At 45.9% G+C, this 14,389-nt stretch carries 10 protein-coding genes; 2 read left to right on the forward strand and 8 right to left on the reverse strand.

Annotated elements, in window-relative coordinates:
• Positions 1-104: 104 nt before the first annotated feature.
• On the reverse strand, positions 105-1,445 hold the full coding sequence (locus ACR1R9_RS17920; RefSeq protein WP_433923081.1) for an MFS transporter: 1,341 nt from the start codon (positions 1,443-1,445) through the stop codon (positions 105-107).
• A 262-nt stretch (positions 1,446-1,707) separates the two neighbouring features.
• Between ACR1R9_RS17920 and yhbH the strand changes: the two genes are divergently transcribed.
• Together yhbH and ACR1R9_RS17930 are read left to right on the forward strand one after the other, a co-directional pair.
• Positions 1,708-2,874, forward strand: coding sequence for a sporulation protein YhbH (gene yhbH / locus ACR1R9_RS17925; RefSeq protein ID WP_053780501.1), 1,167 nt, complete (start codon positions 1,708-1,710; stop codon positions 2,872-2,874).
• The gene (locus tag ACR1R9_RS17930; RefSeq protein ID WP_076289870.1) at positions 2,871-4,310 is read left to right on the forward strand and encodes a SpoVR family protein; all 1,440 of its coding nucleotides are present in this window, start codon (positions 2,871-2,873) and stop codon (positions 4,308-4,310) included. The genes yhbH and ACR1R9_RS17930 overlap by 4 nt, the downstream gene beginning before the upstream one ends.
• 104 nt (positions 4,311-4,414) lie before the next feature.
• Here ACR1R9_RS17930 and ACR1R9_RS17935 read toward each other — a convergent pair whose 3' ends face one another.
• From ACR1R9_RS17935 to ACR1R9_RS17965, 7 genes are all read right to left on the reverse strand, one after another.
• Positions 4,415-4,693: a hypothetical protein gene (locus ACR1R9_RS17935; protein WP_125477248.1), complete on the reverse strand. Its 279-nt coding sequence runs from the start codon at positions 4,691-4,693 to the stop codon at positions 4,415-4,417.
• A gap of 3 nt (positions 4,694-4,696) precedes the next feature.
• Positions 4,697-4,930, reverse strand: coding sequence for a hypothetical protein (locus ACR1R9_RS17940; protein WP_099854811.1), 234 nt, complete (start codon positions 4,928-4,930; stop codon positions 4,697-4,699).
• A 193-nt stretch (positions 4,931-5,123) separates the two neighbouring features.
• Positions 5,124-7,595, reverse strand: a complete 2,472-nt coding sequence (locus ACR1R9_RS17945) for an EAL domain-containing protein (RefSeq protein ID WP_433923080.1) — start codon at positions 7,593-7,595, stop codon at positions 5,124-5,126.
• A 299-nt stretch (positions 7,596-7,894) separates the two neighbouring features.
• Positions 7,895-9,556 carry an ABC transporter substrate-binding protein gene (locus ACR1R9_RS17950; RefSeq protein ID WP_433923692.1) on the reverse strand — a complete coding sequence of 554 codons (1,662 nt, stop codon included), beginning with the start codon at positions 9,554-9,556 and terminating at the stop codon, positions 7,895-7,897.
• A 139-nt stretch (positions 9,557-9,695) separates the two neighbouring features.
• Positions 9,696-11,444 carry a sensor histidine kinase gene (locus ACR1R9_RS17955; RefSeq protein WP_326065344.1) on the reverse strand — a complete coding sequence of 583 codons (1,749 nt, stop codon included), beginning with the start codon at positions 11,442-11,444 and terminating at the stop codon, positions 9,696-9,698.
• A gap of 12 nt (positions 11,445-11,456) precedes the next feature.
• Positions 11,457-13,073: a response regulator transcription factor gene (locus tag ACR1R9_RS17960; protein WP_433923079.1), complete on the reverse strand. Its 1,617-nt coding sequence runs from the start codon at positions 13,071-13,073 to the stop codon at positions 11,457-11,459.
• A gap of 235 nt (positions 13,074-13,308) precedes the next feature.
• The gene (locus ACR1R9_RS17965) at positions 13,309-14,313 is read right to left on the reverse strand and encodes a LacI family DNA-binding transcriptional regulator (RefSeq protein ID WP_076289875.1); all 1,005 of its coding nucleotides are present in this window, start codon (positions 14,311-14,313) and stop codon (positions 13,309-13,311) included.
• Positions 14,314-14,389: the final 76 nt, after the last annotated feature.

Genomic DNA, 14,389 nt, shown 5'->3' on the forward strand with positions numbered 1-14,389 from the left:
TATTGCATGAACATGAAAAAGCTCCAGAGCAGTTTACGAATAAACATGTCCATGGAGCTACTATTATTAATGATGAGAATTAGCTATAAAACGTTAATAACCACTTATCCAGTCGATCTTTCCTCTGAGCTTTTTCCCGAAATGGGATGATGCATCCAGCCCTGCCCTTCTTCCTGATCCGCCTGAATCGCATCCGACATCCCCTGCTGCACTTTCACAGTCACCAGCACTGCAATCCCCGCAGCGAAAAAGAAAATTAAAGACAGAATCCCCCAACGGGTTGACCCTGTTAATTGGCCCACCCAACCAAATACAAACGGCCCAAAAATGGAAGAAAATTTTCCTGTAATATTCACAAATCCAAAATACTCTCCAGTTCTACCAGCAGGTATCAAATTACTGAACAAGGAACGCGCTGTCGATTGACTTACGCCCTGCACTACACCAACCAGCCCAGCGAGCAGATAAAAATGGATGGCTGACGTCATGAAATACCCTAAGATAACGATGCATATGTAAATAGACAAGCTTACCATCAACACCTGCTTTGCGCCCCAACGCTGTGCCCATGCCCCCAGCAACAATGTGCAAGGAAATCCGATAAACTGGGTCAGTAACAAAGCAAGCATCAGATCTGCTGTTCCGATCCCAATGCTTGTTCCATAGATCGTTGCCATCAAGATAATCGTGTTAATGCCGTCATTGAAAAACCAGAAAGCAACCAGCATGCGCATCAGCTGCGGAAAACGCCGTATCTGGCGAAAAGTTTGGCCGAGTCTGCGTACACCCACTCCTGCATACCCTTTCCATGACTTGGGCATATCCGGTGCAGCAGGTCGACGCGGGGCATGGCGGAATAAAGGAATGGAAAATACCAACCACCACAACGCTACGGAAATAAAAGCAAGTCTTGTTCCCTCAAGTGTGCTAGCCATCCCAAACCACCCTGGCTGCTGAATCATGAGCATATTGATCGCAAGCAACAATCCTCCACCAATATAACCATAAGCATAGCCTTTGGAGGAGATCATATCTCTTCGATCGGCAGACACCAGATCAGGTAGCATTGCATCATAGAATGTATTTCCACCTGCAAATCCGATCGTCGAAATGACCAGCAGTGCAGAAGCGAGCAGCCAGTCTCCCTCCCCAATGAAACTGAAACCGAGTGTTGCGACGATGCCAATAATTGAGAATACACGCAGAAAATCACCTTTGCGTCCCGATAAATCCGCTAATGTCCCCAGCAAAGGGGTTAACAGCGCTACACATAACATACCGATGGAATGGGTGTATGCCAGATAAGATGCTGCGGTATCTGCATCGAGTGTAGCTGCAGCCACGGAAGCGTAGAAGACGGGGAGAACGGCAGCAAGTACCGTCGTCGCATAGGCCGAGTTGGCCCAATCATACATAATCCATGCCTTAACTGCCCTTTTATCCAAATGGTATCCTTCCTTTACACACATCCCTCTGAGGGATGCCAAGTAAACACCTGTCCCTATTGTAAAGGAAGTTCGTCACACTTGTTCATCGTTTCTGTAAAAAAGTTCCGGACGATCTGTACAATTTTAGATGATCCCGTAAGGCAAACTCGCGTAATTGTATCATTTTATCTACTCACGCATCACATATCGTCCCCGCCCGTGAATATACTTAATTACCGACAGGCCAAACTGTGCCGCGTAATCAATGGGGGGTGCCTACATGTCAAATTCACACCAGCCTTACTCGTTCGTCGTATCCCGGGAAGATTGGTCGCTTCACCGCAAAGGGTACCAGGACCAGCAACGCCATCAGCAAAAGGTTAAAGATGTCATCAAGCAGAATCTGCCTGATTTGATTACTGAAGAGAACATCATTATGTCCGATGGACAACAAATCATCAAGGTACCAATCCGCAGCCTGGATGAGTACCGTTTTGTGTATAACTACCAAAAGCAAAAACATGTGGGGCAGGGAGATGGTGACAGTCAGGTCGGGGATGTCATCGGTCGTGATCCCGCTTCGAAGAAACCAGGCAAAGGTGAGAAGGCCGGAGATCAACCCGGGCATGACATTGTTGAAGCCGAGGTGAGCATCGAGGAATTGGAAGATATGCTTTTTGCGGAACTGGAGCTTCCGGATCTGAAGCAAAAAGATAAGGATCAGATTGAGACACATACAGTGGTATTCAACGATATTCGCAAAAAAGGCATGCAGTCCAATATTGACAAGAAACGCACCATATTGGAGAACCTGCGTCGCAACGCCACTACCGGCAATCCGGGTATTCACCATATCAGTCCGGATGATCTGCGTTACAAGACGTGGGAAGACAAAATCATTCCACAGTCCAATGCAGTCATTATCGCCATGATGGACACATCCGGGTCCATGGGCTCCTTTGAGAAATATTGCGCTCGGAGCTTTTTCTTCTGGATGACCCGCTTCCTCCGCCGTCAGTATGAGAAGGTCGAGATTGTTTTCCTCGCCCATCATACCGAAGCCAAGGAAGTGACCGAGGAAGAATTCTTCACACGAGGGGAAAGTGGAGGCACCATCTGCTCCTCTGTATATATGAAGGCACTGGAAATTATCGATAGCCGTTATCCACCTTCCAGCTACAATATCTACCCTTTCCATTTCTCGGACGGAGATAACCTGACCTCGGATAATGAGCGGTGTGTCAAACTGATTGGGGAATTGATGAAGCGCAGCAATATGTTTGGATATGGCGAGGTGAACCAGTACAACCGCAGCAGCACACTCATGTCCGCCTATCGTCATATCAAGATCGACCAGTTCATGTATTATGTGATCAAAGAAAAAGGCGAAGTGTACAAAGCTTTGCGCAGCTTTTTCCAGAAACGGGAAGGAGGCAGCGTAAGATGACAGATGAAATCCGCGACCTTGAATACGCCATTGCCGAGATTATGGAGATTGCCGATGGATTCGGCCTGGATTATTATCCGATGCGTTATGAAATATGCCCTGCCGATATCATCTATACCTTTGGAGCGTATGGTATGCCGACCCGGTTCAGTCATTGGAGCTTCGGGAAGACTTTTCATAAAATGAAGATGCAATATGATTTTGGACTCAGTAAAATTTATGAGCTCGTCATCAATTCCAACCCTTGTTACGCCTTCCTACTGGATGGCAACTCGCTGATCCAGAACAAGCTGATCGTCGCACACGTGCTGGCTCACTGCGATTTCTTCAAAAACAACGCCCGCTTCTCCAAGTCGAATCGTAATATGGTGGAGAGCATGGCAGCGACGGCTGATCGGATCAGCAACTATGAGATGGAATATGGTACAGAGGCCGTTGAAGCGTTCATTGATGCCGTTATAGCGATTCAGGAACATGTCGATCCACAGTTGATCAAACCCCGCCACTTGGACAAACAACGTTATATGGAGATGAAAATGCGGGAGCAGCGTGGGGAGAAAACGCCAAGGCCGGAAGGTCGCTATGATGACTTGTGGTCCCTTGATGATACCCAGATCGAGGAAACACCTGCGGAAGGAATACAAGTGCATCACTTTCCACCAGAACCGGAAAAGGATGTTATGTGGTTTATCCAGGAATTTTCTGAAGTGTTGACGGATTGGCAGCGGGATATTATGAGTATGATGCGTGAGGAAATGCTCTATTTCTGGCCGCAGATGGAAACGAAAATTATGAATGAAGGCTGGGCCTCCTACTGGCATCAACGTATTATACGGGAGCTCGACCTGAACAGTGAGGATACGATTGAATTTGCCAAACTAAACTCTTCCGTCGTGCAGCCATCCAAGCAAAGTTTGAATCCCTACTATTTGGGGCTGAAAATATTCGAGGATATTGAACGTCGCTGGGATAACCCGTCCAAAGAAGAACGAGAACGTTTTGGACGTCAACCCGGGCAAGGTCGTACCAAAATGTTTGAGGTACGTGAATTCGATTCCGATACTTCATTTATCCGCAATTACATGACCAAGCAATTAACCGAAGACCTCGACCTCTATGTATTCGAGAAAAAGGGCCCGGACTGGAAAATTACCGACAAGTCCTGGCAAAACATACGGGATCAGCTTGTATTTTCACGCATCAACGGTGGTTCTCCGTATCTCGTCGTTCAGGACGCCGATTATCTGCGAACAGGAGAACTCGTGCTCAAGCATCAATACGAGGGCATCGAGCTGGATCTGAAATATATGGAACGGACCCTTCCTTATCTGTACCGTCTCTGGGGGCGTACCGTCCATGTAGAAACACGGGTGGAAGATAAACCGATCTGGTTCACATATGATGGCAAGAAGCATCACCGCAAGTTTTTATCATAAGAACACAAAAAAGCGGCAAGTCCCTGGCATATGGCGGGGACTTGCCGCTTGGCAATTAAGTGAATAGTAGTTTGCAAATCAATAGAATCAGGCACGTGTTAAAATCAATATTTAAAATTGCGTTTCATTGCACCGTGCTTCAATGAAGTTATCACATAGCGCTCACCTTTGTCCAACACTTTGTAAGATACAACGTATTGATCCACGATACAGTAATATGTGTTTCGATACTCACGTGACGGCATTAATGTGCCCATGGTGACCACTTTCTGTTCCACTCGGCGAATGAGATTCATTTTATATTCCATTGTTTCTTGATCTGTAAAATGTTCGCTCTTGATCTGGCGAAGTCGGTTCATCGCCGTGGCGGTCCATTGAACCATCAATTACAACTCACCACGCTTCACCAGTTCAATGAGGTCATCTGTCGAATACAACTTGCCTTGCTTGATGTCTTTCTCGGATGCTTCAATCATTTGTCGTAATTCCGGATCAGAATCCAGCTCATCCACCGGGTTATACACTTCATATTCCAAGCCGGCAATACGAATGAATTCCTTATGATCTTTCTCATAGGATTCAATGACGGTGCCATCAGGAGCTTTCAGACTAAAATTCATCCCTTGCAACCTCCTTCGATGATATCGCTAAACCTGCTGATGAGAACCTTAATCTGAATTATAGCATACAACCGTGTTGCAACTCAGCCATGAAATAATAACATTATAACCGCCTACAGCCCCGTGCCTAACTATTCCCATCATCTCCAACGCTTCAGCATTTCAATCCATTTTTCTGTTGTCAGTATTGGACTTAGAGAATTGTTGGAGCTCCATGCAGCCGCAGCGGCACAAAAAAGTCATGCTCCACTTCACTTGCCGGTAATGGACGGCTGAAATAATATCCCTGAATTTCGCGGCAATCATTTTGCATCAGAATATCCAACTGTCCTTTCGTTTCGATCCCTTCCGCGATCACTTCCATCTTGAGATTCTGAGCCATTGATATGATCGTGGCCACAATCGCCTGGTCACTTCGGCTCTCCGTAATATCCGTCACGAAGGAACGGTCAATCTTCAGTTTATGAATTGGAAAATGCTTCAAATAACTCAGCGAGCTATATCCTGTTCCGAAATCATCCAGGCTGATTTTGACTCCAAGCGCTGTAAGTTCATTCAGAATACCTGTGGATACGGATGCATCCATCATCATACTCTCTGTAATTTCCAATTCAAGATAACGGGCATCAAGGCCCGTCTCCGTGAGTGCATTTTTGACCTGCTCCACCAGATTGGATTGATGAAACTGCTGACTAGACAAGTTAACAGATACCGGAATGAGCGGCCCACCACTCGCATGCCAAAGTTTCATCTGTCTGCACGCTTCGCGCAGTGTCCAGTTCCCGATCTCATAGATCAAGCCGGTCTCTTCTGCCAGTGGAATGAACACATTCGGAGACAGAATACCCTTGTCTGGATGATTCCAGCGAATCAAAGCCTCTACGCCAATCATACGGCTGTCTTCTGTACGTATCTGAGGTTGATAATACAGGACCAGCTCGTCCCGTTCCAGTGCTTTGCGCAAATACCCTTCCAGTTCAATTCGTTCATATAGCTCCGAATCCAGCTGGGCCGTGTAAAACTGAAAACCATTCTTGCCATTTTTCTTGACCTCATACATGGCAGAGTCTGCATGCTTCAACAACGCATCCGCTCCTGTTCCATGATACGGATACATTGCAATTCCAATGCTGGCTGTAACGTAAAAGTCATTTTCCTTTAATCGATAAGGTAGCTGAATCGCTCGAACAATCCGTTCTGCCAGTTCAGCGACCAGTTCCTCATTCCCCTGCTCATTCGTAACAACCAGTGTGAATTCATCGCCCCCCATACGGGCAAGCATGACATTATCCGTCGCGTTCGGGTCTGAATCCTGGATTGCACTCATGATTCTGCTGCTCACTTCTCGAAGAAACACATCTCCAATGGAATGTCCCAGAGAGTCATTAATCATTTTGAAACGATCGATATCCATCACCATAACCGCAAATGAACTTCCTGTTGCCCCAGATGTCGTGATCGTGCTCTCCAGCACATCATCCAGCTTGCGTCGATTGGGAAGCCCGGTCAGCGGATCATGCAGAGCCTGATGGCGGATGCTCTCCTGAGCCTGTTTCTCCTCGGTGATATCTTTGATCAGAATGTGGCTTCCCTGGTGTTTACCATCAATCAGTACAGGCACTACAGCGATACTTAGATCAATCAGGTTTCCATGAACGTTTTTCATATTCCCCATGAAATGCTGCTGCTCACGGCTATCATCATCCCATTCCACATGATGCATTTCACTTGCCCAATGAATGTCAACATGCTTTGAAATCTCATCAATAGAATGATGAATGATCTCTCTTTCTTGATACCCTGTAATACGTGTGACTGCAGCATTAATCCCCTTGATAGCCCCTTGTTTATCCACCGAAATAATGGCATCTGAATGGTTTTCGTACAGGGCTTGATACCACTGTTCATTTTCATGAATCCGTCGATCCTTCTGAGTTAGACGTTGATTAATAAAGATACCGAACAAGGTCAACCCCAAGGCAATAAAAGTACCCGCAGCGATCAGATATGCGAGAAGCGAAGGTTCAATCTGCATCCCCGAACCAGCCATTGCATCATGTGCATGATGAAACTGTGCAGCTGACATCCCTGTATAATGCATGCCCCAGATGCCCAGCCCCATAATGAGTCCGCTGCCCATCTTGTACACCCATGTATAACGTGACTGATGCTGCCGGAAGAAAAACATGAGCCACAAGGCAGCAAATGAAGCTAAAGCTGCGATCAGGATGGATAATAACACTATGCCTGGTTCATAAGTAATGGTAACCGACATGGCAGCCATTCCAATATAATGCATGCTGCTAATGCCTGCGGTCATGAGCACTCCTGCAATCAGGAGTTTGCTTATTTTACCTGACTGCTGACCTGCAATATTTAACGCTACACCAGATGCAATAATTGCAAGCAGAACGGATAGAAAGACCTCACCTGTGGAATACGACACATGCATAGGAAGAACAAAAGCTAGCATGCCCACAAAATGCATGGACCAGATTCCCAAACCCATTGAGACTGCCCCGCAGGTAAGCCAGATATTTCGGGACATGCCTTTAGCCAGACTTACCCGGCCCGCAAGGTCAAGCGCTGCATAAGAAGCCAACGCTGCAATAATGTAAGATAAAATAACCAGTTCTAAGTTGTACGTTCCATGTAGGTGCTCCACTCACTTTGTCCTTTCAACCGGGAAATGCCTTGTATGTATGCAAAATGTAAAAAAAAGCGAGTGCGCTGTCTGGATGACAGGCACTCCCTCCACATCATTTGTCTGGAGACCACCGACTTGTTATAAAGCCAAAGTCATACATCTCTAACCCGTTAATATTGATGTATATAGTCTAAACGTCCCAGACGTGAAAATCAACACTTTTTTCCAGATAAAACGAATGTTTAATATTGTCGAATTCCCATTCACCACGCGCCTTGCAGGCGTTTATCCCTCCGCGCCATCCTTTACTCGCCACCTTATTCACCTTGGACCAATTTTGCCTTCTTGCGAACTTCTTCGGTCATCGTCTGTTCATAGTCCTTCACATCAAGCTTGTTGAATTCCTTCACATATTCATCCCAGAGCTTGTTAAAGTCAGACGGACTGGAGAGGACTAGTTTGGGTACATATTTCTTTTGCAAATCTGTACGTTTCTGTCCATAGATATGGGTTGGGGAACCTTGATCAAAAGCAATGCTCCAAGCCGGGTACCATGGACGTTCATCTGGCGCAGCAAACAATTGGGAGAACGTCTCCACGCCATACTTCTCCAGAATGAGCTTATCTCCATCCGTATAGGAGAATTGGGCAACTTCGGGTTGTCGTTCTACACCGACAGAATTACCGTCAGGCAGAGTCGAACCATTACCGTAACGCGGCCAGCTGTACTCAAAATATTTGAATCCGAACGATTCACGGAACTCATCTGAATCTGTTTTCTGGATCATTTCCGCAGAGCGCGTAAATCGCCCCTTGTCATCCACTTCGTAGGTCTCTCCTTCGATCCCCCAGTTGGACAGAATTTGATTCTCATCCGTTAATAGGTTATCGAAGAATTGGATGATACGGACAGGATCTTCTGCGCTTACGGTAATGCCAATCCCCCGGTTATTAACAAAGCTCGGCGGATCAGTATATTGATCCTTGGTGTTTGCGTCGTACACAATCGGCAGTGCCATATAACGCAAATCGTCATTACCGGCTTCCTTCAGATTGTTCATTTCCTGCCCTACCTGCCAGGCATAATCAAAGAATCCAAGCACTTTCCCACTGGTCACTTTCGCAAGATACTGGTCATAGTTATCGACAAAGGAGGACTTATCAAATAGCCCTAATGAATTCATTTCATTCAACTTCTGCATCCAGCGTTTGGTCTCTTCGGTAAGCCCATAGTCCTTGGCTTCCTGTGTCTGCATATCCACCATAATGGCTCCATCATTCGGATAACCTGCAAGATGCATGGCCGGGTTAGTGATCGTAAAAAATTTATCATCATACGTCAATGACAGGAATCCAGTCATTCCTTCATCTTTGTGTTTGTCAGCGTATTGTTTAATCAGATCCATGTATTCATCCAGTGTGGTGATCTTTGGATATCCAGTCTCCTTTAATACACGCCGCTGTATCCAGAATGCACCTTGATCCACATTCGGATTAGGCAGATAGTCTCCAACCACTGCGCTCATGGGCAGAAAATAAATGTTGCCATCTTCCTCTTTCATCAGGTTGTAGTACGACTCATACACCCGTTTAATGTTGGGGCCATACTGATCAATCAGATCGTTGAGAGGAATAAATGCACCCGCATCCACAATTTTGTCAATAGCCCCGTCCGGGACCATCACATCGGGGTACTTGTTACTTGCAATCATCGTTCCGATTTTGGTATTAATATCACCTACAAGGTATTCAATTTTGAAATTAACCCCCGTTTGTTCCTCCAGCTTTTTGCCGATTGTAGTTTCGTTTGTATTGATGTCCTTGCCGGAACCCGCTTTAAAATAGGTGAATGTCACTTTCTCTGTGCTTTCTTTACCGTCTCGCACTGCTCCGGATTCCGGATTAATCTCGCTTCTTCCCCAGGAACAAGCCGTCATCATGGTTAAAGCTAATACTGCCGGTAGCCAGCGCTTCAGCATATGGTTAACCAATATGAACGCCCCCTCTTTCTCCCCCCACTGATGTAAGCACTCTCATTATAAGGTTGATGACAAACTTTGTTTACCCGATAAACTATATATTATTGCCTTATAATCTTTAATACTTTAACGTATTTGGTTAATCTTCGAGGGGTAAACCAATCTCGACACGTGTGCCAGTCCTAGGAGCGCTATCGATCTGAATATGGAACCGACTATCGTAGATCAGCTTCAGACGATAGATGACATTCTGTACTCCTACGCGATCACCCATTGAATCTTCCGTTTCCACGTAAGAAAGTAGCTGCTTTCTTTTGTCCTCTGTCATACCTGCCCCGGAATCCTCCACCACACAGATTAGTTCTGTACCTGTTCGCCGAATACAAAGCCGAATCTCCCCACCTTCCTTCAGTGGTTCGATCCCATGAATGCTGGCATTTTCAACAAAAGGCAACAATGTCATCTTGGGAATGGAACAATCCGCTGCCTCTGGGTCCAAATCAATCCTATAATTCAACTTGTGACCGAAACGATATTTCTGGATTTCAAGAAAACAGGTCACATACTCCAATTCTTCCTGAATGCTGACTTTATCCCGATTCCAGGTTAGGGCATTTCGAAAAATCTTAGCCATATGATAAATAATTCGTGCCGTCTCATCCTCATCTTTCATGAGACTACGCATGCGGATGGTCTCCAGCGCATTGAATAAAAAGTGTGGATTAATCTGGCTCTGCAATGCGTTTAATTGGGCATGCCGCCGCTGTAACTCCAAATTTTTATGTTGAATGTCTGCCACGTAGACGTCGTTAATCAAACGATGGATCGTCATCGTCATGCGATTGAATTCGGCTGTAAGCTGCCCAATTTCGTCCGACGATTCCGGCTGTCTGATCGGTTCAAATCGCTGATGCTTCACTTTTTCCATGTGTTTCAATATTCGTGCCAGCCTCACGTGGATTGTACGTGTCATCCAGATAATGATCCAGGTTGGCAGAATCAGATTGATACAGGCCAGTACAACGACAAGGTGACTGGGTTTGCCCAATTCCTTGTAAATTTCGGATTCATCGAACACTCCGTTGATTTTCCATCCCTCCATTTCACCGGACAATGGATAGGCCATTTCGAACTCTTTCTTACTTTGTTGATCCATGACATCGCCATAATTCACGAGTTGACTGGTCCATGGGATACCAGAATCCGTCGAGTAGTCTATTTGTCCAGCCGGATTAATCAGATACAGGCTGCCCTGAACGTTAAGGTTGGTGAAAATTTGGCGAATCGTCGACGGCTTCAGATCCAGTCGTACGAACTTTTCCTTCCATCCGGGAAGAGCATCATAATAATTGAGTTTGCGTAAAATGCTGAACGTCTGCCGATTCCCTTCAGGACCGGATCTCATCAGAATCGGTGCGGAGTGTTCACTGTTTGCCAGCAGCCTGTATGGCTCGGACTGTCGAACCTCTTCAGTCAGAAACTCAACTCCCCCGGAAGGCAGTACACTTTTGTTATCCACATATATCGTCAAGCCTTGGAGGGAGCGGTAGCCGGAGTAATAGGTATTCAGGATTTTGCGAAGATAAGAATCGTAGGCTTCGATATACTGAACCGGATTTGTATAATTCACATCCAGCATGTCATTTAATATACTGTCCGTATAAAAGCTTGAGGAAAAATCGGCCGCATTGCGAATCTCCCCCATAAATTGACTTCGAATCTGTTCCATTCCTTTGGAGAGGTCTGCCATTCGCTGGGATTTCACGTTCGCTATGGTCACCTGATAGAAAATAACATTCGTCAGGATAACGGGTACGAGTACAAAGAAAAGATACAAAATCAGCATTTTATCCCGTAGGCGGATATTATTAAAAAAGTTGAGCTTCACGGTGTCATCTCCCTACCCTTCATCCAGGATGCGATTTCGATATTCCGTAGGGGAACATGATTCCTTTTTCTCAAATTGAGTCGCGAAATAGTCACTGCTTCCGAACCCAACCCTCTCGGCAATTTCATATACTCGCATATCCGTCTGACGCAGCAGCTTCTTGGCTTCCTCCATCCGAAGCTGAAGCAGGAAGTCATTGAAATACACGCCATACACCTTGCGGAAGCGTTGACCCAAATAGACCGGGTTCATGTAAAATTCGGAGGCAATACTTCTCAAACTAATATTGCTGCTGTAGTTGGCTTCAATATAATGTTTGATTTTAGTCATGGCTCCCCTGTGATTGTACTGACGCTGTTCCGCCAGTTTACGTGCTGAATCCAACATAAAAACCGTCAACAACTGTCTAGCTTCAGCCAACGTTCCCCGATCTGCTTGCCATGCCAAAATTAGCTTGAACGAAGGTATCTCTTTCACATTCGCCTCAGCGGATTTCAGAATGGATAGAACCGCTGAGATCAATTGGTGAATTGCTGACGTCACGGCAACAGGAGCGTAATTGGCCGTTCTCATTCCGTTGAACCATTCACCCACTGCATTCTCCAACGCCTCAACCCGTTGTTCCTCCATAAGTGTCAGGAGTTCCTGCTCCTTTTCATGATCGGTATGCACCCACTGTACAGGTTCATGCTGCATGTCATCATACAGCACGATCCCACTCTTCTCTGAAATGAATTTATAGGAAATAGCCTTGAGTGCGGTCTGATAGGCATGTCCAATAAGTAAAGGTTCATAACAAACCTTTCCGATATATATGCTTACAGAGTCATGACCCATTTCGGCGAAGCAAGATTGCATCTGCCTGGCAACCTCATGAAGATTCATTGAATAGGGGTGCAGATGTTCCGCAGTTAACAGAACTCCGATACGTTCTCCATGCTCTTTTACATGAAGATACGAGCGATTTGCATACATCATTCCAAGAACAGACTGCACAATCCGGCCAAAATTCTCTCCGTTCCTGGCTCCCGGCTCCTCTTCTTGAGCATTATCCGAAACTCGGAAATGTGGTGTGTTATTCTCAAACAGCAGATATGCCAGTGCGTCGCCAGCACGTGTACCCGTCAGTTCAGTCCACTGTTCAAGCGTTCCCAATTCCGATTCGCCATAGATAAACTGATCAAGTAGTCTGACGTATTCCTGCTCACGTCTGGTTTGTTCAGCATGTTTGTGACGATTCAACTCCTCCGCCAGCTTGCGTAAAGTCCCTTCCAGTTCAATTTCATCAATTGGCTTCAAAATATAATCCTGCACCCCATATCTTACAGCCTGCTGGGCATAAGCAAAATCATTATATCCACTCACGATGATAAAATAGGGCTGTTTGCGCATGGTTAGAACCTGCTCATCACGCTCAACCGTACGCCGGATCAATTCCAGTCCATCCGTCTCCGGCATACGTATGTCCGTAATGACAACGTCTGGCTGCAGCTCTTCAATCCGGGTACAAGCCTCATCCCCATCATTCGCCTCTCCAGCCACCTCGAACCCGCATGCTTCCCAGCGGATCAGTTTTCGAAGTCCTTTGCGAGCATATACTTCATCATCAACCAGCAGTACCCGATGCATGACCATCACCCTTCCCATTGAATGACAATTGCAGTTTCCCTATATCCATCAGTAAAAGTAAGCGATTACATGAGTTTTTGTATTATTCTGCCTTTTATTGTTAGGGTCTGTGTGGCAAAAAGTCAACAGCTTTTCTTACCAGCTTTGCTCAGCAACTTCTGAACCCCGTTATTTCTTAAAATGAAACGACATACCAAAAAAGCACAGCCCATAGGCTGTGCTGGTTGGAAGATCTTTACGCTTGCGCAGGTGCAGTCGTTTGACGAATCACCAGATTGGATGGCTCCGTAATAACTGGTGGCGTATAAGCAGGATTTTCAATCATGGCGATCAGATATTCAATCGATTTGATCCCAATGGAATGAATATTTTGATTAATCGTGGTCAACCCTGGTTTGAACACTTCCGCATAGTATGTGTTATCAAATCCGACAACAGATACATCCTCGGGCACCCGTAAACCATGCTTCTCAATTTCGTGGATCGCACCAAAAGCAGACATATCTGAAGCACAGACAATCCCCGTAGGCTGGTCCTTCAATGCAAGCAATCGGCGAGCTGCCTTACTGCCGCCATCGAAAGAATAGTCACAAACCTCCAGGTACACCGTAGAATATGGAATGCCGCAGACACGTAAGCCTTCCCGATATCCATCCAGTCGAAGATTCGCTACCGCAGGCCCAAGTGTACCTGAAATATAAGCAATTTTCTGGTGACCCAGTTCATGCAAATGCTTCACACTCATGGCAATGGCATTGGCATTATCCGTCGTTATGTATCCTGCCCGCTTGCCAAACAAGTCGGTATCGATGAACATCGTCGGAATCTCCGCAGTAACCAATTCCTGAAGACTCTTGTTGTCTCTTCCTTCCCCGAATACAACGACGCCATCTACATTTCGGCTGCGGCAATGTTTAATAAACGAGTATGTTGGATCATCAAAACGTGTAGATAAGCGAACAAGATCGTATCCACTGTTTTCCAGTGCTGTTTTGATTCCTTCAAGCAGCTCCGATACAAACGGATTGGTAAAAGGAACCGTCAACAACACACCTACCGTCCAAGAACGGCGTTTTACAAGTCCACGTGCAACCACATTTGGTTGATATTTCAATAGTTCGATGGCTATATTGACTTTTTTGCGAGTTTTGTCACTTACATCGGGATAATCGTTCAGCACTTTGGAAACGGTTGCAACAGATACGCCCGCCTCTTTGGCCACATCATGGATAGAAGCCACCTGATCACCTCAACCTCTTTCAAATCCCCTGTCTCCGGCTGCATTCACTATAACATCGGCAGGTTTGTCTACCCAT

Source organism: Paenibacillus taichungensis (assembly GCF_050994985.1).
Classification (GTDB): Bacteria; Bacillota; Bacilli; order Paenibacillales; family Paenibacillaceae; genus Paenibacillus; species Paenibacillus taichungensis.